Here is a 19,785-nt window from a genome sequence, read left to right as displayed (position 1 = left end):
TCCCCGCTCACGCGGGGAGCACACCCAATCGGCAGTGTTCTCGCGGAGCAGCTTCGGCTCATCCCCGCTCACGCGGGGAGCACACGGCTACCTCGACGGCGACGAGACACACATCAGGCTCATCCCCGCTCACGCGGGGAGCACCCCATGCAGGACGTTATCAAGCTGTTCGGTGTGGGCTCATCCCCGCTCACGCGGGGAGCACGACTTGCAGCAGGCGGGCACTGTGGCTAACCAGGGCTCATCCCCGCTCACGCGGGGAGCACTTGAGGGGCCATAGGGTGTCTGGGGCCCAGTCGGGCTCATCCCCGCTCACGCGGGGAGCACTCAGCAATTCTGGGTTGGGGACGAGGACAGTCGGGCTCATCCCCGCTCACGCGGGGAGCACTTTCGCGGAACCCGCGAACAACTCGCCGCAATCGGCTCATCCCCGCTCACGCGGGGAGCACACCACGTTCACGTGGAAGCACGGCCGGGCGGGGGGCTCATCCCCGCTCACGCGGGGAGCACTGAGCCATTGGACTGTTATCAAACAGGATGACGGGCTCATCCCCGCTCACGCGGGGAGCACCGCTCGCTCGCGGCTTCACCGAATTTGCCCCAGGGCTCATCCCCGCTCACGCGGGGAGCACGGCCATAGGAAGCTTGGCAAAGTCTCAGGCCGCGGCTCATCCCCGCTCACGCGGGGAGCACGCGTCTGCGAGGGCTCTGGCAAGGTAGTGGGGGGCTCATCCCCGCTCACGCGGGGAGCACTCGAAGGGTTTGATGCAGGTTATTGACCCAACGGGCTCATCCCCGCTCACGCGGGGAGCACATCCCGATGATTGGCGACATCGCGTCGCAGCTGGGCTCATCCCCGCTCACGCGGGGAGCACTTGCCAACACTTTGACTGAAACAGGACAGACAGGGCTCATCCCCGCTCACGCGGGGAGCACTCTTCGCAACCAGCAACAACAGCAGTGCACGGCCTATTCTAGATCCAACTCCGTCGAGAAGCTTCCACCTCAGCGGCGTTGCTTCTTAAAACGAGCTTTAGCCCACTCACTACGTCTACCGTTTCCAAAGCGATCTCGTTTTCCCGCGGACGCAGGACGAATCATCAAAGACAAGCCATCAAAATCTGTCGGCACCCAATCATGCCGATGAGTTTTAAACTCCATTCCCTGTTCACTGTCCGTCGAATAAACAAGCAAAGCTCGACCGTCTTTACACAATTCAACAGTGCGATCCCATAAGATATCACGAATTCTCGCCGTTGGCTGACCAACAAAAACTCCAGGGGAAATTTCCATAACCCATTTCGTTAAGTCGCCGCGCAAGCCAGCAGGACAGGCGGTAATGACCAATACCATCATGCCCAGCTAGCCTCTTTCGAATCCCAATTCACTCCTGCTGCAACTGTTTCGAGCTCGCTCCATAAGAAGAGGTCAGCATCAACGTAAGCTTCAGCCTCTGGAACTTCCATAAGGTACTGGAGGTCACGCACCATGCGTGACATTAAGCGAGATGAAACTATCAAAGAACGGAGATGCGTTCGGGTAGCGCCGTCTACATCCTCAACTCCGCTTGCGACAACATCAAAAGCAGCAGGAATAGCTAATTCCGCCTTATACAAATCAGCAATATCAAACACAAACGAGCGATCGGTGCCCGAATGCACTATTCCGAGAGACGGTATGAAGCCAAGCCCCACAATGACAGCATGTGCTATTCCGTACAACGTTGCAGACGCAACCGTCAAGGCTCTATTAATTGGATTTGCAGCATCAAAATCGTGCGGGTCGTAATGTCGTCCATCCCATTCTAGGCCAACACGCTTTGCTGATTCCGCGTACGCGCGTTTCATCCGTACGCCTTCGCGTCCACGCAGTTGGGCCATGGATAGTCTGCTCACATCCTCACCAGGGAAACGCATGGCGTACATCTTTCGGGCGCATGCAAGCCTTTTCCTCTGATGCGACCAAATCGTAGCTTGTGCCTCAGCCATTCGCGCAGATTTCGCGGGAGGCCGTCCATGCGCGTAATAGCGGGTTCCACGACCGCCAACCCAAACCACGGAGCACCCAGAGTCCCCTAACAAAGCCATAGCAGCGTGCGTGATACGCGTACCCGGCCCTGCCATTACAACTGCAATCTGCGTGGCAGGCACATGGGCGATCCCACGTTCATCCATAATGGTCAACGCGTTATCATCCCGGTTAAGCACCGCGCGCTCAACGTAAAGGAAAGAAATTCTATCTTCCATGCGTGCAAGCGCACGGCGTTCTATCGGCTCAGCGCCCGGGTACTTACTCACTTTCCGAAGACTCCACTGACGCCAAGGTCAACAAACCACACCCATATCCGCGACCACGTCCGATACCGTTGCGCATCGTCTCACGGAATACCTTTACATCAGTGATCTGAAGGATTCCTCTGAACCGCGTGGTCACAATACGGACGCGATTCCGATTGTCCGGCCCCGCTTCATAGTTCCTGTAGAAGTCAAGGCGGCTCCGCTCAACAACCGATGTTGCATCTTCCCGGATAGTAAATCCATGGCGAGATGATTTCCCGACTAACCACTGGAGCTGCTGCTCCGGAGAAACATGGGCTTTCACCTTGCCACGCTTTCCTTGACCGCGGGATTCCGAGTAAGTCGGGTTCGCAACCAACTCAAACATCCACCGCTGCCCGTTCATAAGCTTGTCCAAGAATCGGTCATAATCAGCCAGCTGTGGCGGCCGCGTATCCCACCCGGCTTCTTCCGTAATGTTCAACGGCGTAGGTGCTTCTGGGCCAACGATGTAAAGGATATTCTCGTGTCCCCTCGTATCGACTCGCCACAAGATTCGCCCATTTGATTCATCAAGGTCCGGTGGAAAAGCTGCACGCACCGCCGCATGCAAATCTTGAGGATCTGAAAGGTACCGACGGCCCTTTCGTCGCGCTGGGTTCAGGAGAATTCTTGTCAAAGTGGTCATGCCCTAATCACCGCTTCAAAGAACGGATCTGTATTGGAACCATCATGGTTTTCAATCTCCTTAGAACCTGCGAATACAACTTCACGCCACCCATACTCGCGATGATTTGAAGCGAACGAAATGGGCACATCTTGGCGGCGATCGCCATGCTCGCCGGGTCGAGCATCGCGATAGATGGGAAGCTTCACATCTTTCGCTCGCTCGCGTTTATGAGCCTTACTTGCGAACCATTGCTCAACACCCATCAAAGCTTCCTCTGCAGTCCCTTCAACAATTCCCTGCAAAAGGTTGGCCGGCGCGGGGCAAGAACGCCTACCTAAGAACAACGGATACTTCGGATCTCGCAGCGCAGCTGCGATTGACTCCAAAAACTCTCGGTCGTCATGTTCAACGGCAGCAAGGAACGCAGCGTCTGACAAATAGAAGCGAGTTACCAATTTGGGATTGTCCGTAGGATTCTTTTGCCATGGCCGTGCCGTTTGAAAGTCCTTCATTAGAGAGCCAGCCTGGTCAACACGTACGGCGAAACGCAGTCCAGCAAGGTCCTCAATTGGGTCCATGCGACGACGGCCCTGTGCCGCCGCAAGCAACCCGACAACGCCTGACTTGCTGGGCGTAGATGCAGTTGCTCGCGTGTGATAACGGGATTCATCGCCCCAGGACTGCATGGGCCCTTTTAGGAGTAGAAGTAGCGAATAGCTCATTCTAGTTCTCCTGCAAAAGCGACTTAACTTGTTCACCCAGCCGCGGGAGAGTTGTCGATTCTGCGAGTTCAGAGAAGTTTTCACCGAGATCGCCCAAAGCAACAACGAATGCGCCCGCAGGCTCAAAACCGTAGTTCTCAACGATTTGCTTATGCTCCGCTGCAAGTGCATTTGCGCTCTCACGACGGCGGCCCGCGCCATCAACCGCCGTAATAGGCTCTTCGAAGGCATTCACCAACGACACAGAGCGGCCTTGGCGTACGACAACAAAAACCAGCTCCGGCAACGTGTTATTGGCAAATGTGTTCTGCTTACCGCTGGGCATCGAATTCACGAATGCTTCGATAAAGTGTCCCACGGACTCAATTGCAGCTTCGCGCGATCCAAGATTGTCTTCTAGGCCATCGATGTTGATGGCTGCGAAGCGATACAGCGTCGAAGACATCATCTGAACAGTACCGATCATGCCGGCGCCAATTTCGTGATTGTCCTCAACCACGTCATCGACAGCAGTGAAGTAATCGAATTCGGGCTGTGTCTCGTGAACGCTGAGGGCATGAGCGACCTGAACAGCTGCGTCAACGTTGTAGTTCGGGGCATCGGCAAGCATGCGACCAAACATAGCGATGTCCTCAGAGTGCTGGGTGTCCAGAATATCTTCGGCTTCATTCTTTTTGAAGGCCTCGCCGTCCTTGGCGATGATTTCTCGTGCGGCGCGCTCAATCTGGGGCTTGCTCAGGAAGAGCAAGTAGCCGGTCTCCGGCCACGGGAAGTCGGCCGGATCTGTTTCTTCGTCTTGATCTTTTTCCTTCTTGGGATCCGCCAAGGTGATTTTCGCAGCCTTGAAGAGAGCCTTCAACCCAGCGAGAACCTTTTCATCATCCCAATCAGATTCCGCTTTTACTGCCTTAGCGATTTCAGCGGGAAGCTTCTTCGAGCGCAGACCGATCAGGGAGGAATCCACGTTGTCTTCAACATAGCCACGAATCGCGCGTTTCCAAGACTGGGACGAAACGCGCTGGCGCGGTACACCACCAAAGATGGCGGTCTTCGGTGCACCCGTGTCATCGCGGTTGATGAGGCTCGGCGGAATGGTCTGAAGGGCGTGGATATCAACGATAAGAGACATGATTAGTTCCTTTCGGGTGAGTTGGATGAGGAAGTTGCAGTTTCAGCTGCAGACTTCTGGAAAGAGCCATAGACGAAGTCACGACCCCAGCGGAGCTGAATTCCGCTGCGCTTAGCAGGATTACGTAGTCCGCGAAGATCCTCAGCAAAGCGGCCGTAGTCAAAGGCAATGCCATTAGCTCGTAGCAGTGAGATAAGCGAGCGCAAGTGCACGAGACGTGCGGATTCATCAGTCGCGAGAAGCATGGCATCTACTCGCGGCTTAATGGACCCAGAAAGCTCAAGCGCATAAAGACGCCCACACGCGCGTGCGAATGAGACCTTCGGGTCGTGCATCGGAGCAGTTGCCGATTGCATGTGAATAGCGAAATAGACCAATGCCGCAAAGGCTGCGTACTCGGAGGCCGAGGGGGAATCCGATTTCCCCAGCGCTTCAGGAGCGAGACGAGGTTCCAGAGTCAGGAGAACCTGTTCCAGAGCCAACGGCGATTTCTCCAAGTTTGAGCCTGCAAATTTACGTAGGTTGGCGAGAGTGGCACGAGCAGCGCCATTGGCGGGCCTGTCAGAACTCCCTAGGTACGCACTTTGCAATCGGGCACATGTTTCACGTACCGACTGCTTCAGTGGTGCATATGCGATTTCGGCTGAAGTTGTTGCCGAGTCAGTCATCGATTTCCTCCTTTTGCGTTTCAGTGGTCGGCTTTTGAGTATCAGCTTTGTTCACCGTGGCTGGCAGAGACTTGTTGAGAGCTTGGGTCAGCTGCCCGTACGCAGAGCCGGCAGAAACCAGCCGCCCGCGACTACTCTCATCGTTGCCGGGAACGATTCGACCTGCCAAGGCCCTTGGCCCAGCGCCTCGCAACTGGGCGCGAGCAATCGACTCCGCAGCATTCCGCACTACGGATTGCCACTGCTCAAGCTGCTGGTCCATAGCTTCAAGGGTATCTTGGCTCGGCAGCGAGAGCGTACGAAGCCACTCAATAAATTTGGGTTCCAGATCTGCGAGGAACTTGTCCGTCAGTTCCGCACGGAACTCATATTCACCGCCTGCTGCGAGGAACAGATTTCCTTGGAATATTCCTAGGGCTTTCCCTGCCTCACTAGCCTGCGAAGCCGCGATGCGGACGCGTTCTCGGAGATCGACATTTTCCTCGATCAGCAGCCGCACTGGGACACTCAAGCCCGAGTGAAATGTCGTTGCCACCGACGAAGCTTGTGGACCATACTGAATCGAATAAAGAACGACATCAAGGACTTCGGGAATGACATCATCGTCAAGGCGCTGCGACAAACTTGCCAGAGAATCTAGAGTTCTGGGGCGCTTTGGCCGTTTATCTTTCGCGTCGAATCCTCCGTCCGTCTCGCCGACTATCAAGGCATCAAGGGAGCGCCACATCGTGCGGGTTTGGTCGAAAGGCCGTGGGAAGTAGACATCTAGGCTCCTTTTGGACTTGTTCTTTGACCAGCGGTAAGGAGTCATGGGATCCACCATGACATTTGCACCCGCGTCAGGAATCTTGTCGCCATTACACACGAGAATTTCTACTACCCGCTGTTCTTCGGCGAACAACCTGAGGCGGCGACTCTGCCACGTCGCGATATCCGCAGCACCTTGCGGGAAAGGATTCTTACGTTCTGCCGGTCCGTCGGGCTGACGCTCCCAAACCGGCAGATCCGCAGGAGTAAGCAAAGCCTCTTGCACCGTGTTGAGCATCAAGGTGTGCAGGAGAGTCTCTCCGCGTACAAGGACGCCTCCGGTAAGCCCCGTCCATCCCTGTCCAATTGGATAGCCCTTTCCACCTTTTACTCGTGGATCACCAACTGCGCCCGACTTGATCCCGCTGTAGTCATAGGCCTGCGTGTAGACCAGCCACCGGGCAGCCTCATCTAGGCTCAAATCCTGCTTTTGCTCCCCGGCGCGCATAGTGAAGAAATCATCTTGAATTTCAGGAACCAAACCGATCACCGGACGCGTGGAACCATCCTTCAGCTGCAAATCCGCAACCTGCATAAAAGGAATATTCGGGTCGAGGAGGTCGAAACGCTCTGCATACTTTTCCAAATACATCACACTCAGGGGGTCACTCCCCTGCCCGGATATTTCCTCCCAGGTACGTTCAAACCAGTCTTCAAAAATAAAAGTTGATCCTGGGGTGAGCTCAATCTTTTCGCTGTGGGCTCGCCAAAAGATAGCAAGCAATAGACGCGTGATTGCGTAATCCTGCAAAGGTGAATCACCACGTACGCGCTCGATCTTATGCGAGCCATCAAAGACTTCACGCAGGCTGACCTTGAGTGGTTCTCCCGTGGTATCAACCGCAAGAATCCATGGTTCTTCAATGAGGGAATACACTTTTACTCCTTTCTTCAAATAATCGTTAACTGTGCGATAGAAACAGGCAGCGCACTATGTCATAGCCTCCACCTCCAACCCGAGGCGCTGGCTATATCGGAGCTTGAAGCGTCCAAGCTTTCCTTCTCCGGCATGATCAAGCTGCACCGCGATCAAGCCTTTAAGCAGTGGATGCTTCATCCATGCAGTCGGCGTTTGGTTGACGGCATCCTCGATTACCGCATCGAAATCGCTGTTGCGGCGCGTCATTCGCGCAGGAAGCCGCACGGAATGCGCAGCTAATTCCTTTGCAGACCGATAATCCACATCCCCTAGATCAGAGATGGGTGTCTCGTCGCTTCCGAAGGCTCGATACCCATATTCTGTCCCCTCAAGTACGACGACCTCCACCGTTGATTCGGCATCCCTGACCTGTGCATTGGCTTTCTCTTCTTCGTCCGCGCTGAGCATGACAAATAGGTCCGTGATATGACCAGCCCTACGTGGTTCGGGAACTTGAAAGGTCCGCGAACGAGAGACAGCAGATTGTTGCTTTTCCTCACTCTTGGCTACCGCCGCCAACCAGGCATCTGTCCACTCGAGTGCTACCTCATCAACTGCTTCTTCTTTACGTTCCACCAGCTCATACGTTGTGCGAACAAGAGGCTCAATGTCGATTGGTCGCGCGAAACTTTTCGGGAAACGAGCAAAGGTTGCCAGCAGTACCAGCGGGTCATAAATTGCGGCCGCTCCCCCATCAAATTCAGGTACTGGAGCGCTCCGGAGAACACCACGCACCAAAATCCGCGGGTCTGCCAGCTCGCCTGGCCGATCAGACGCGGGGCGCTGGTGGCGGTGCAGACGCCCGGCTCGTTGGATAAGCGAATCCATGGGAGCAATATCACTAATCAAAAGATCAGCATCGATATCCAGACTTTGCTCTGCGACCTGGGTTGCCACTACAACTTTCAATTCAGGACGTCCTGCACCACGATGCGAAGTCGGACCAAGCTCTCGGCGCAGTGCTTCTTCCCGCACAGCTCGCTCTGCAGCAATAAATGCTGCATGATGAAGCTCCACTGCCTCTGGGAGTAGCTCGTTCAGGAATCCAAAGGCGTCCTGCGCACGCTTGACGGTGTTACAGATGATGAGGATCACTCCGCCATCGCTGACAGCTTCAGAGACCAATTTCCCCAAAACTTCGAAAGAGTCATCGATGACTTCAATAGTGGCGACGAGATCAACCGGCCGTTGCTCGACTTCTACGAACTCCATTCCGTTCGCGTTCGCAACCGTAATGAGCGGATACCCGTGGCTCGCTTCAAGCTCATGCATTTCACCGAGTTCTACAACTTCGCCTGCATAAGCTTCAACCAGTGCTTTTCGCTGAGCTGGCGGAAGAGTCGCCGACATAAGAATGACAGTCACACCGTAACGAGCCAACCACCGCAGCGTTTGCTGCAAATAGCTCGACATATAGATGTCATATGCGTGCGCTTCATCGATGATGACCACCTTGCCGGCTAAGCCAACATGCCGAAGCATGAGATGCCGCATCTGTAACGACATCATCAACACCTGGTCGATGGTACCGACCACAAAGTTCGACAGAACGCCCTTCTTACGCCCGCTAAGCCATTGAGACGCAACGACTGAACCCCCGCCATGCTCAGATTCGATTCCGTGAAATCGGAGTTGATCAAAATTCTCGAGCAGCCGATTCTTCGAGTGGGCCAAGTACAGCGATGCAACCGCCCCGTCTTCAGACGAATTAGCAGCCCACGCGCTGGCTCTATCAAACAATCCGTTACTGGTCGACATCGTCGGTGCAGCCAGGAACGCGCCTTGTGCCCCGATAGCTTTACCAACGATCTCCGCAATTGCGAGTCCTGCTTCTGTTTTGCCCTCTCCCGTCGGGGCCTCAATGACAACAATGCTGGGCAATTGGGAGGCTCCAATCTTGTGAGCAACTTGGGCAGCAGCACGCTGCGCAGGACGCACCGCAAAGTCTTGTGGCCATCCGAAGGCTTCGCGGAAGTATCCGCCCGCATCCTCTGGAAGCTCCCTGAAGCGCCACGGTGCCGTGAGATCAAGAGACTGAATACCTTGCTGCAAGCGTATCGACAGACCAGCTTCTACGGCGTACCCGAACGCATCTGCGTTGGAGGCAATCCAGTCAGCCATAACGATCAATCCTGCCAGCAGCACCTGCGGTGGACCTGTCAGTGGTCCAACAGCAGCCAGCTTAGGCAGTACGTCTGACACCTCAGCGACGTCTGCGAATGCATCTAGTAGTTCTTGATGGAAGCTATGCCACTGTGCTGAATGGCGCTTCAGTCGTTGACGCGCGGGTTTAAAGAGCTGGGGGTCGCTAGAGCGTCCGTGATGTGCATCGACAATGTCGCCCAATGCGGCTGCCCTACTGCTGAGTAGGCCACGGGATTTCGACCATGCGCGCAGGATCTCTCCCGAAAGTATTCCATGCACAAAACGCTGCTCTTGGACTCGCGGCAATAACTCATCGATTTCAATACCAGCTTCACGGAGGTTATCAACCAGGTATGAAAATTGCGGACGATCTAACACCAAAGTCTGGAAGTCGACCGTTGCTTTGCCAATGTCATGGACAGAAGCAAGAAATACGTAAAGCTTCCCTACCTCTGAACTGTTCAAACCAGTTAAGCGACTGAGATTGCACTTCAAGGCATCCGCCACCCATGTGTCCCACAGCCAAGCCGCAACCACAGCAGAATCAGCCATGTGTTGGACAAGGCTTAGCGACCCCATCTCATCACCAGACTTGGCCCACAACATTCGAACATCTTTCGAAAAATTCTCCAACTTCATGTCTGCACGTGATGCAATGATGTTGGTCAGTGATTCAGGGTGTTCGGTCACAAAAATTAGATTACCGAAACATTACCTACCATGCAAGCTTTACAAATAAATAGTTAAGATGATTGCCACGTTGGCTCGAATATGTCTCGGCGGTACAGTCACCACTAGGCTTTGCATCTCCCCGCTAAGGCAGGGATGAACCCTACTTTTTTGTGAAGCTCAACCCTTCCCCGCGTAAGCGGGGCTTTTCTCCCCTTCAGGTGAAACGGCTCCAAGAAGTCCACAGTTCAGGACTTGCTAACGCTCAACCTCACCAACAAGAAAGCCAAGGAAGTCGGCAGCAACGACCGTATCGAGGTGAATGCGCTATGCACGCTTATCGAGGGCCGCGACTCGCAGCTGGACAACCCGTTTAGCAAGGAAGCGCAGGTCAACTACATCCGCATCGCGCGCGGATTCTTTGGTGACAAGGTCATGCACACCGCCCCGCCGCACCGGCTGCTCAACGCCTCCAAGGGCCCACTTATCGCCGTGCCTCTCAAGATGCTCACGCGCAAGACGCTGGGCGGCATCGGCTTCTGGGCTAGTCGCCCGAAATAGCGCTCGCTTCCTCCGGCGAGGAACGCTTTACCGCAATGGTGAGCAGCACGATGCCACACAGGAGGAAGGCGAGGGCGCGGATGAGGCCGTTGATGGCCGCCATGTCGTAGAAGACGAGCTTGACCACCGAGCCAATGGCGAGCGCCGCGCCGAGGCCCGTGAGTCCCAGGTGCTTGGAGAGCAGGAACCACGCGGCAAGAACCATCCAACCGATGGACACCACGGCATGGCCGAGACGGAAGGCCACCTCGGTTCCGCCAGTGACGGCGCCCAGCTGCAGCGCGATGCCCACGACAGCGAGCATGCTCAGGTACAGGGCGAGGAGCAACGCAACCACCTTTACTCCCCCTTCCTCGACCCGCGGAAGGCGCTGTGGCAGCACGGTGAGCACCACGAGCGTCACAGCGAGCAACGCCGCCTGAATGAACAACTCCGTGGAGATGGGACGCGACCAGAAACCGAGGACGCGCTCGGCGAGCTCCCACGTGAGCCAGAGAGCGCAGAATGCCCAGATAGCAATGGTGAGGTTGTCCCGGATGTAGTTGACAACGAGGACCGCAGCCAGGCAGAACGCCGCGAAGCCCACCAGTCCTAGACTGCGGGATACGGACGGTGCGAGCCCCATGTCGGAGATCTCCGTCGTGGCCACGAGAACGATGGGCAGGGCGCGCAGCATCCACGCGCACAGGTCTGCAGCAGGAGTCACCTTCGTCTCCGTCGCCGCAGAGCCGAAGGGGGCCCGCAGGGCGAGGACGAGGAGTCCAGCCGTAACGACCGCGACCAGCCAGACCGTCCACATGGAGTTTGCCACGATGGCTGCGCCGACGACCAGGATGGCGGGATAGACTCCCCAATGTATTTTAAAATCTGGATATGGCGACGAAATTCGGAATTTGAGACCTAGAACGGCTAGAATAACTGCAGTCACTATAGCCTCTACTGTTACAACATCTAGGGATATCCAAACATCGGGGCGGCCAACACTCAGGTACACCAATATAGAACTGAGTGCACCAATGGCGCTGATGCCGTAGTTTTTATGCGCAATGCCCATACCGACGATGATCAGCGGTATGAGGAATACTAGGGTAGACCCAGCATAATATATATTAAATGCAGAGAATGTGACCGCACCGACCGCGGCGCCGCCCGCGAGCCACGTTCCGGTCGCAGCACGCTGGTTCACGCGCACCGCGTACGCGCCGACGGCGAGATAAATCACCGCCATGATCGGTGGGGCGATCCACACCGGAATCCATTCGAGTTCCAAAGCCATGAGCCACGTCGTGGCGAGGGCAGTATAGAGTCCCGTCGCGAGCAACGCCGTCACGGAGGCGGCCGGAGCCTTGGCGCGGAAGCGGTGCGCGGCTGCGAGCAGAGCCGCCGACACAATGTAGGCGAGGATCACGCGGCCAGCCGGGCCGAGCAAACCAGCCTGGATGGCCACTGCAACGAGGAAAGCGACGCCCGCGAGTGTGATGACGCCGCCGCCGATCGCCACAGCCTTGATGAGCGTCGACTCGCGATCGCGTGGTGTGCGCGCCTGCGGCGAGCCCATGCTGGACCGAAAAGCCGGGATACCAGCAGGTTCTTTCCGGACTCGGGGAATAGGCTTGAGAGGTTCTGAGGGCGGCGAAGGAGTCACGGATGCAGACTCCAGGTAACCCGCAAGCTGTGAGCGGGCATCGCTCAAAGCACGTTCAGCAATATCAAGGCGGCGGACAACGTCGCGCAGCGTCGCGTCATCGGGCGGCCCAGAAGTATATGTCGGTCGCATAATTTATAGGTACCGCACCTTCAACATGCGCGCTATTGAAAGTATGTTTTGTTACCTATTCGACGCGAGCCTATTTAGTCACGTGATGAAATTCCCCCGAACTGCCGCCCACCCCTCACCCCAGGGGAGGGCGGCTCAGATTTACTTCACAACCAGGTTGACCATGCGGCCCGGGACGTAAATCTGCTTGACGATGTTCTTACCCTCGACCAGGCTGGCGATCTTGGAGTCGGCGAGGGCGGTGGCAACAACATCGTCCTGGGCGGCATCGGCAGCCACGGTAATGCGTGCCTTGACCTTGCCGTTGATCTGGACGGGGACTTCGACCTCATCGTCAACGAGGTACTTCTCATCGAAGGTGGGGAAGTCCACGTACGTGATGGTGCCGTCGTGTCCGAAGCGCTTCCACAGCTCCTCCGCGATGTGCGGAGCGATGGGGGAGACCAACTGCGCGATCGGTTCAACGGCGGCACGCGGGGCGGACGCCTTGTACGTCTTCGTCAGGTAGTTGACGTACTCGATGAGCTTGGCCACGACGGTGTTGAGACGCAGATTCTCGTAGTCGTCACGCACGCCCGCGATGGTGCGGTGCAGCTGCTTGAGGTCATCCTTCGTGAGCTCGGTGTCACTAGTGGCGAGCTCGCCGGTTTCTTCGTTCACAGCCAGGCGCCACAGGCGCTGGAGGAAGCGCTGGGAGCCGACGACGTCCTTCGTAGCCCAGGGACGGGACGCGTCGAGCGGGCCCATGGACATCTCGTAAACACGCAGGGTATCCGCACCGAAGTCGCGGCAGATGTCATCCGGAGCCACGGCGTTCTTCAGGGACTTGCCCATCTTGCCGTACTCCTGGTTGACCTCTTCGCCGTTGTAGAAGAACTTGCCATCCTTCTCCTCGACCTCGGCGGCCGGGACGTAGACGCCGCGAGCATCGGTGTAGGCATAAGCCTGGATGTAGCCCTGGTTGTAGAGGCGACGGTACGGCTCCTTGGAGGTGACGTAGCCCAAGTCGTAGAGGACCTTGTGCCAGAAGCGCGCGTAGAGCAGGTGGAGAACCGCGTGCTCAACGCCGCCGACATACAGGTCCACGCCGCCCGGATCGTTCGCGCCGTGTTCCGCCGGACGAGGTCCCGTCCAGTAGCGCTCGTTCTCGATGTCGCAGAACGCGTCATCGTTGGTGGGATCGATGTAGCGGAGCTGGTACCAGGAGGAACCGGCCCACTGCGGCATGACGTTCGTGTCTCGATAGTATTTCTTGGGCCCTTGGCCCAAGTCCAGCTCGACCTCGACCCACTCGCGGGCCTTGGCCAGCGGCGGCTGCGGCTCGGAGTCGCGGTCGTCCGGATCGAAGGAGACCGGCTTGTAGTCCTCGACCTCCGGCAGCTCGACGGGGAGCATGGAGTAGGGCAGCGGGTAGGGCTCGCCGGCCTCGTCGTAGACGATGGGGAAGGGCTCGCCCCAGTAACGCTGACGGGCGAACAGCCAGTCACGCAGCTTGTACTGGATCTTCTCTTGGCCGACCTTGTTGTCGACCAGCCACTGGATCATGGAAGCGATGGCCTCGGCCTTCTCCATGCCGTTGAGGTCCAGGCCAGAATCGTTCGCGGAGTTCACGCGCGGACCGTCGCCCACGTAGGCCTCCTCGTCAAGGTTGCCGCCGGCGACGACCTCGACGATGGGCAGGCCAAACTCCGTAGCGAAATCATAGTCGCGCTGGTCGTGGCCCGGGACCGCCATGATGGCGCCGGTGCCGTAGCCGGTCAGGACGTAGTCACCAATGAAGATCGGGATCTGCTGGCCGTTGACCGGGTTGGTGGCGTAGGTGCCCAGGAAGACACCCGTCTTTTCCTTGTTCTCCTGACGCTCGAGGTCGGACTTCGCCGCGATGTCGAGGCGGTACTGCTCAACGGCTTCCTTCGGGTCATCGTTGCCGTACATCCAACGAGGATCGACGTCGTCGTCATAGGGAATGGGGGAGAGGAGGGCATCGACAAGCTCATGCTCTGGGGCCAGCACCATGTACTGCGCGCCGAAGAGGGTGTCCGGGCGGGTGGTGAAGACCTTGATGTCATGGCCCTCCGCGCGGAAGGTGACCTCGGCGCCGCGGGAGCGGCCAATCCAGTTGCGCTGCATGGACTTGACCTTGTCCGGCCAGTCGAGCAGTTCCAGATCGTCGAGGAGGCGATCCGAGTACGCCGTAATGCGCATCATCCACTGGCGCAGGTTCTTGCGGAACACCGGGAAGTTGCCGCGCTCAGACCTGCCGTCCGCGGTGACCTCCTCGTTCGCAAGCACCGTGCCCAGGCCCGGGCACCAGTTCACGGTGGAGTTAGACAGGTAGACCAGGCGGAACTCGTCCACGGCCTCGCGCTTTTCTTCCGGCGTGAGGTCTGCATAGAAACGGCCGTCCTTGGTCTTGCGCTTACCGACCTCGAGCTCCTTGATGAGCTCGGCGATGGGGCGGGCCTTCTGGGCCCTGTCATCGAACCACGAGTTATAAATCTGCAGGAAGATCCACTGCGTCCACTTGTAGAACTCCGGATCCGTGGAAGCGACCGAGCGGCGCGGATCGTGGCCGAGACCCAGCATGCCCAACTGGCGGCGCATGTTCTCAATATTGGCCATCGTGGTGGTGCGCGGGTGCGTACCGGTCTGGATGGCGTACTGCTCGGCCGGCAGGCCGAAGGCGTCATAACCCAGCGTGTGCAGGACGTTCTTGCCCAGCATGCGGTTAAAGCGAGCGTACGTATCCGTCGCGATGTAGCCCAGCGGGTGGCCGACGTGCAGGCCCACGCCGGAGGGGTACGGGAACATGTCCTGGATGTTGAGCTTGTCCTTGGGCAGCTCACCCTCACCAGCTAGCGGACCGGTGGGGTTCGGTGCGTTAAAGGTGCCGTGATCCTTCCAGTACTGCTGCCAGGTCTTTTCAATCTGGTTCGCCAGCTCCGGGGTATAGCGGTGGGCTGTGCTTTCGCTCGGGTTAGTCATGCTTAGACAGTGTAGTAGCCCTGCGTTATAACGCCACGGTGTGGTGCAGGTAGAGCCCTTACGTTTCCCTCAGCGGATTTTTGGTAGTACTTCCACGGAAATTCACCGGAAGTTTCCACCGCATTTCCTTGACGGTCGCGTGTGTTTCTTAAGGTAGGCGAGTCTCGCTCACGGCAAGTGGCTCGTGAGGTGAACGTCGCTATCAACTCTCGCACTCCCAAGGACATTTTTCATGCGCATTTTCTCCCGCACCGTCGCCACCCTGGCCGCCGCTGCCCTGTGCACCGGCATCGTCGCCCCGGCACAGGCGGCTGAGTCTGCTGGCCCGAAGAACATCATCGTCATGATCGGCGACGGCATGGGCTACGGCCACATCGCCTACAACAACCTCTACGAGACCGGCCAGTCCAAGTACCTCGTCGACGGTGAGTTCAGCGCCGAGGGCCCGAAGGAGCTCGAGGGTGAGTCCGTACAGCGCTACGAGGACTTCAATCGCCTGTCCCAGACCACCTTCTCCCAGGGCGGTTCTTACCACCCGGAGCAGGCGTGGGCTACCCACGACTACGTCTCTGAAGGCGTCATCACCGACTCGGCTGCAGCAGGTACCGCCATGGCCACCGGCATCAAGGTGAAGAACGGCGTGCTGGGCATGTCCAACTACGGCATGGCGGAGGAGAATATCTCCGAGCGCGCCATCAAGCAGGGCAAGTCCGCCGGCGTCGTTTCTTCCGTGCCGTTCTCCCACGCCACTCCGGCGGCCTACGCGGCGCACAACAAGGACCGCAACGCGTACGGCGAGATCGCCCACGACATGCTCAACTCGGATCTCTCCGTTGTCATGGGTGCTGGCCACCCGCTCTACGATGACTCGAACCAGCTGCTGGCCACCCCGTCCTACGACTACATCACCGAAGAGGACTTTGGTGCGCTCTCAGGCGGAAAGACCGACTGGAAGTTCGTGGAGACGAACGAGGGCTTTGACAAGCTTGCCGCTGGTGAGGTCGAGGAAGGCGCCAAGTACTGGGGCACCCCGCAGGTCGCCTCGACGCTGCAGCAGGGCCGCGCCGGTGAGGGCGAGACCCCGTACTCCGACCCGCAGAACGACGTGGTGGATCTGCCCACCATGACCAAGGGTGCGCTCAACGTGCTGGGCCAGGATGAGGACGGCTTCTCCATCATGATTGAGGGCGGCGCCATCGACTGGACCGGCCACGCCAACGACTCCGCTCGTGAGATCGAGGAAGTCCAAGACTTCAACAAGTCTGTCGATGCCGCCATCGACTGGGTCGAGGAGAACTCCAACTGGGAGGAGACCCTCCTCATTGTCACCGCTGACCACGAGACGGGCTACCTCTCCGGCGCCGACGAGAAGGAAAAGTGGAACTCCATGGCCGGCGACAAGGACGCGCTGCCAAGCCACGAGTGGTACTCCAAGGAGCACACCAACCAGGTCGTGCCGTTCTTCTTCAAGGGCGCTGGCTCTGAGGACATCAAGGCCGCAGTGAAGGGCACGGACCCGGTCCGTGGCGACTTCATTGACAACACCGACATTGCCAAGCTGGTCTTCAACAACTGGTGGACGGAAGACGACTCCAAGCAGGACGACGACAAGCAGAACGAGCAGCCGAAGCAGGACGGTTCCTCGAAGGATTCTGTCGGTGCGGGCCTGGCGGGCGCCGGCATCATGGCGGCCATCCTCGCTGCCGTGGCGGCTGCGCTGCAGGCCATCGGCATGCTGAAGATTGATATGTCGGCCATCCAGAAGCTCCTCAAGTAGCTTCACTTTTCTTCGGGCCCTTTCCGTACTGCGGTGCGGGGAGGGCCTTCGCTCGCCTACACTTCCAACGGAACACCAAGGAACACAGCCACCTACCTCGGAGAGAATTTAATGCGTACCCCACCCGCCCTTGCCGCAGCCGCACTTGCAGCCACGCTCACCGTGGGGGTGTCGTCTCCCGCGCAGGCCACCGTGGTGGACGATGTCGTGGCGACAGTGATGGCGCAGGTCAACGGCCTGTTCTCCCAGATTAAGCTGCCGTCTTTTGCAGGGCTGTCCTCGCAGGCAGGGTCCTCGACAGCGACGGGGTACCGGGCGACGCGGCCGGATCTGGAGGCCGTGCGCGGGACCGTCATGACCGAGCTCAACGCATATCGCGTGAGCCACGGACGCGCGCCGGTGGCCTTTAACGTCCGGCAGGCGAACGACGCGCAGGGCTGGGCGGACCACCTCAACGCACAGGGCGGGACGCGGATCTGGCATTCCGGCACGGATACGTTTGAAAACATCGCGCTGACTGCGGGGCCGGACGCGCACGCGCCTGTGCGGCAGTGGCAAGCCTCGCCCACCCATAACGCGGTGATGCTCGATCCGGGCCTGCGCGTGGGGGGAGTGGGCGTCGCGCAGAACGCACTAGGCCAATACATCGTTGTCTTGCGCGGCTATTTTTAGGGAGAATGACTAGACTTTCCTCGTGTTCCTGCGGGTTGCGGAAAAGGGCGCCCGCTGTCCTAGGATGGAGCAAATGAGTCAGGACAACCGCCTTAATCAATCGTCCACATTTTCTGCTTCTGCTTCGGCAGATGAAGCCCTCGTCACCGGCATGCCGCACCTGACGTGGAGCAACTCAACCCACAGCCTCGCCATCGACATCCCAGCGATTGCGACAACGGGCTACACCTGGACCGTGGCGGTCACGGACCTGGAGGGGGAGACCACCACGCGCGTCCTGCGCGCCGCGGCGGGCGATGAAGAACCACTGCTCGTGGCGCTGTCACAGCCGTTCGCCCGCATCGATCTCGCGTTGGGGGAGCACTTTAAGGCCACCTTCATCGGCGCGACCGCACAGTCCCCGTACATCGTGCTCGATGACCGCGCCCGCGTCGTGGACGCGCGACAGGGTCTCTTCCCGGCGCACTACGTCCTGCTGGCGCCGGCTGGCACGGTGGTCTCCGGGATCTCCGGGGTCTCCGAGACCCATCACGCGCACGGCGAATGGGACGGCTGGGCGGCCTGGAACCTGGACGTGGAGGGGGCATCGGAAGGCTCGGAGCTGTCCCTCATCACACCGCAGGTCAGCGCGGCGAACTTCGCTGTGACCGCCCCTGCGGCCTGGGAGTGGGGCACGGACGTCGCGACGCTGCCGAACGCGCGCGGGCTCGACCACCGGCCGGTGTTTAAGGCGTCGCCCACGGTGACCATCACGCAGCCGGGCGAGTGGGTCATTCAGCTCGTCTACGCGCCGCTGGGCGGCGAGCGCGAACCGATTTCGGACGAGACGGTAGGGGAGGGGACCTTCGAGATTTTCCCCTCTGACCTCTACGAAGACCCCTGGGTCGGCCGCTACGAGGTGGGGCTGCTGCGCGACGGCGAGCAGGTGGATATGCGCGTGTTCTCCATCGCGGAGGCGCTCCACATGCGCGCGAAGAACGAAGGTCCGCGCGGCACCGGCTTCCGGTTTATCGACGCAGCTGGTCAGCTCTCCCCGTTTAGCTACACGCTCGCCTCGGCGCCAGGCAAGGCGATTGTGTTTGACAAGGGCACGCGCGAATTCGAGCCCACGGAAACCTCCCGAATGGAGACGGTCGCGAGCGAGGCCGGCTACGAACTCGATTTCCGAGTGACGCCCGCGACGCTGCGCACGCGCGTGAAGCTCACCGGCACCGAACCCACGGAATCCTTCGATAAGCAGGTCATTTACGCCAGCCTGCTCGATGCGGATGCCGCGCTCACGGTATACTCGCCGCAGCCGCTGCCGCTCGCCAAGTTCGTGGCCATTGATAAGCGCCAGAAGATGAAGTCGCTCGCCTCGACCGCCGGCTCCACGCAGTCACACCGCAACGTTTCCCTGTCCAACCGCGCGCTGCGCCACGCGGTGCGCAAGCAGTCCTCCATGGAGCTCTACCTCCTGTGGTCGACGTTGTCTTACGAGGACTTCCTGGACTCGCTTGACGATGCCGCCCGCTCCCGCCACCTTGCACAAGCCCCCGAGCGCCGCGTGGTGGAATACGAGGCATCTGCCGCCTCGGATCTCATTTACGCTGCCATCGCGACGGTGAAGCGTGCCCCGCTCATCACCGGCGCCACGCTCTCGGAGACCCACGTCGAGTTGTCCTTCAACGAAGAGGAAGAAGAGATTTCGGATCTCCTCGTCTGGGCCTGGCCCTTGAACGACCCGGCTCGTTCCCCGGAGCGCCTCGTTGACCTGGCACTTCCTTCCTCTTTGCAGGAAGCTGGCCCACTTATCATCGACGCCCGCGCGGAAGAGCCACTCACTGACCTGTCCGCGCCCGCGCACCCGGCGCCAAATGCCGTCATCGCGGAGGCCCCCGGTGAGGTAAGCTTCGCCGACGCTACGGTGGAAGAAGCCTGGGCCGCCTACGCCGCGCTCGAGGCCCTCGCCACCGCGAGCCGCAACGCCCGCATCGAGTCCACCTTCGCCGCCGTCCTCGAGCGCCTG

General features: G+C 58.8%; 13 protein-coding genes, 1 pseudogene and 1 CRISPR repeat array (1 of these 15 only partly in view). Of the genes and pseudogenes, 4 read left to right on the top strand and 10 right to left on the bottom strand.

Annotation, left to right across the window (positions count from 1 at the left end):
* Positions 1-936: direct repeats of the CRISPR family, unit length 28 nt; unit sequence GGCTCATCCCCGCTCACGCGGGGAGCAC; it reaches 4,460 nt to the left of the window's first position.
* A gap of 69 nt (positions 937-1,005) precedes the next feature.
* From cas2e to cas3, 8 genes are read right to left on the bottom strand one after another with little or no spacing between them, the layout of a single operon-like run.
* On the bottom strand, positions 1,006-1,356 hold the full coding sequence (cas2e, locus tag BN9444_RS03990) for a type I-E CRISPR-associated endoribonuclease Cas2e (RefSeq protein WP_066492612.1): 351 nt from the start codon (positions 1,354-1,356) through the stop codon (positions 1,006-1,008).
* Positions 1,353-2,246 (bottom strand): type I-E CRISPR-associated endonuclease Cas1e, encoded by an 894-nt coding sequence (gene cas1e, locus BN9444_RS03985; protein ID WP_066492614.1) that lies wholly within the window; start codon positions 2,244-2,246, stop codon positions 1,353-1,355. Before cas1e ends, cas2e begins: the two co-directional genes overlap by 4 nt.
* Positions 2,247-2,289: 43 nt before the next feature.
* On the bottom strand, positions 2,290-2,964 hold the full coding sequence (gene cas6e, locus BN9444_RS03980; protein WP_068801444.1) for a type I-E CRISPR-associated protein Cas6/Cse3/CasE: 675 nt from the start codon (positions 2,962-2,964) through the stop codon (positions 2,290-2,292).
* Positions 2,961-3,668, bottom strand: a complete 708-nt coding sequence (gene cas5e / locus BN9444_RS13445; RefSeq protein WP_066492617.1) for a type I-E CRISPR-associated protein Cas5/CasD — start codon at positions 3,666-3,668, stop codon at positions 2,961-2,963. Before cas5e ends, cas6e begins: the two co-directional genes overlap by 4 nt.
* Before the next feature lies 1 nt (position 3,669).
* Positions 3,670-4,797: a type I-E CRISPR-associated protein Cas7/Cse4/CasC gene (gene cas7e, locus BN9444_RS03975; protein ID WP_066492621.1), complete on the bottom strand. Its 1,128-nt coding sequence runs from the start codon at positions 4,795-4,797 to the stop codon at positions 3,670-3,672.
* Between the two features lie 2 nt (positions 4,798-4,799).
* Positions 4,800-5,465, bottom strand: a complete 666-nt coding sequence (casB, locus tag BN9444_RS13440) for a type I-E CRISPR-associated protein Cse2/CasB (RefSeq protein WP_077210027.1) — start codon at positions 5,463-5,465, stop codon at positions 4,800-4,802.
* A complete protein-coding gene (gene casA, locus BN9444_RS03970) occupies positions 5,458-7,149 on the bottom strand; it encodes a type I-E CRISPR-associated protein Cse1/CasA (RefSeq protein ID WP_066492626.1) in 1,692 nt (563 codons plus the stop codon). The genes casB and casA overlap by 8 nt, the downstream gene beginning before the upstream one ends.
* A gap of 54 nt (positions 7,150-7,203) precedes the next feature.
* Positions 7,204-10,026 carry a CRISPR-associated helicase Cas3' gene (gene cas3 / locus BN9444_RS03965; RefSeq protein WP_233423537.1) on the bottom strand — a complete coding sequence of 941 codons (2,823 nt, stop codon included), beginning with the start codon at positions 10,024-10,026 and terminating at the stop codon, positions 7,204-7,206.
* Between the two features lie 312 nt (positions 10,027-10,338).
* On the opposite strand from cas3, the pseudogene BN9444_RS03960 reads away from it, so the two are divergent.
* A pseudogene (locus BN9444_RS03960) lies at positions 10,339-10,539 on the top strand (FAD-binding dehydrogenase); the annotation flags it as partial.
* 10 nt (positions 10,540-10,549) lie between these two features.
* Here BN9444_RS03960 and BN9444_RS03955 read toward each other — a convergent pair.
* Positions 10,550-12,124: a DUF2339 domain-containing protein gene (locus BN9444_RS03955; protein ID WP_066512482.1), complete on the bottom strand. Its 1,575-nt coding sequence runs from the start codon at positions 12,122-12,124 to the stop codon at positions 10,550-10,552.
* A 360-nt stretch (positions 12,125-12,484) separates the two neighbouring features.
* Positions 12,485-15,328 carry a leucine--tRNA ligase gene (leuS, locus tag BN9444_RS03950; RefSeq protein WP_068801442.1) on the bottom strand — a complete coding sequence of 948 codons (2,844 nt, stop codon included), beginning with the start codon at positions 15,326-15,328 and terminating at the stop codon, positions 12,485-12,487.
* A gap of 232 nt (positions 15,329-15,560) precedes the next feature.
* On the opposite strand from leuS, the gene BN9444_RS13435 reads away from it, so the two are divergent.
* From BN9444_RS13435 to BN9444_RS03935, 3 genes are all read left to right on the top strand, one after another.
* Positions 15,561-17,105, top strand: a complete 1,545-nt coding sequence (locus BN9444_RS13435) for an alkaline phosphatase (protein ID WP_066492633.1) — start codon at positions 15,561-15,563, stop codon at positions 17,103-17,105.
* A 111-nt stretch (positions 17,106-17,216) separates the two neighbouring features.
* Positions 17,217-17,777 carry a CAP domain-containing protein gene (locus BN9444_RS03940; protein WP_066492634.1) on the top strand — a complete coding sequence of 187 codons (561 nt, stop codon included), beginning with the start codon at positions 17,217-17,219 and terminating at the stop codon, positions 17,775-17,777.
* Between the two features lie 73 nt (positions 17,778-17,850).
* On the top strand, positions 17,851-19,785 hold a 1,935-nt coding region (locus BN9444_RS03935; RefSeq protein ID WP_084759235.1), incomplete at its 3' end, for a hypothetical protein.

Source organism: Corynebacterium phoceense (assembly GCF_900092335.1).
Lineage (GTDB): Bacteria > Actinomycetota > Actinomycetes > Mycobacteriales > Mycobacteriaceae > Corynebacterium > Corynebacterium phoceense.
The sequence above is the reverse complement of the archived record's forward strand: the minus strand, read 5'-3'. Positions and strand labels throughout refer to the sequence as shown.

What these genes read in the sequence shown, in the direction of transcription:
- cas2e (WP_066492612.1), bottom strand. Translation starts at nt 1,356, where the DNA reads ATGATGGTATTGGTCATTACCGCCTGTCCTGCTGGCTTGCGCGGCGAC.
- casB (WP_077210027.1), bottom strand. Translation starts at nt 5,465, where the DNA reads ATGACTGACTCGGCAACAACTTCAGCCGAAATCGCATATGCACCACTG.
- cas6e (WP_068801444.1), bottom strand. Translation starts at nt 2,964, where the DNA reads ATGACCACTTTGACAAGAATTCTCCTGAACCCAGCGCGACGAAAGGGC.
- BN9444_RS03940 (WP_066492634.1), top strand. Translation starts at nt 17,217, where the DNA reads ATGCGTACCCCACCCGCCCTTGCCGCAGCCGCACTTGCAGCCACGCTC.
- BN9444_RS03955 (WP_066512482.1), bottom strand. Translation starts at nt 12,124, where the DNA reads ATGGGCTCGCCGCAGGCGCGCACACCACGCGATCGCGAGTCGACGCTC.
- cas5e (WP_066492617.1), bottom strand. Translation starts at nt 3,668, where the DNA reads ATGAGCTATTCGCTACTTCTACTCCTAAAAGGGCCCATGCAGTCCTGG.
- cas1e (WP_066492614.1), bottom strand. Translation starts at nt 2,246, where the DNA reads ATGGAAGATAGAATTTCTTTCCTTTACGTTGAGCGCGCGGTGCTTAAC.
- cas7e (WP_066492621.1), bottom strand. Translation starts at nt 4,797, where the DNA reads ATGTCTCTTATCGTTGATATCCACGCCCTTCAGACCATTCCGCCGAGC.
- BN9444_RS13435 (WP_066492633.1), top strand. Translation starts at nt 15,561, where the DNA reads ATGCGCATTTTCTCCCGCACCGTCGCCACCCTGGCCGCCGCTGCCCTG.
- leuS (WP_068801442.1), bottom strand. Translation starts at nt 15,328, where the DNA reads ATGACTAACCCGAGCGAAAGCACAGCCCACCGCTATACCCCGGAGCTG.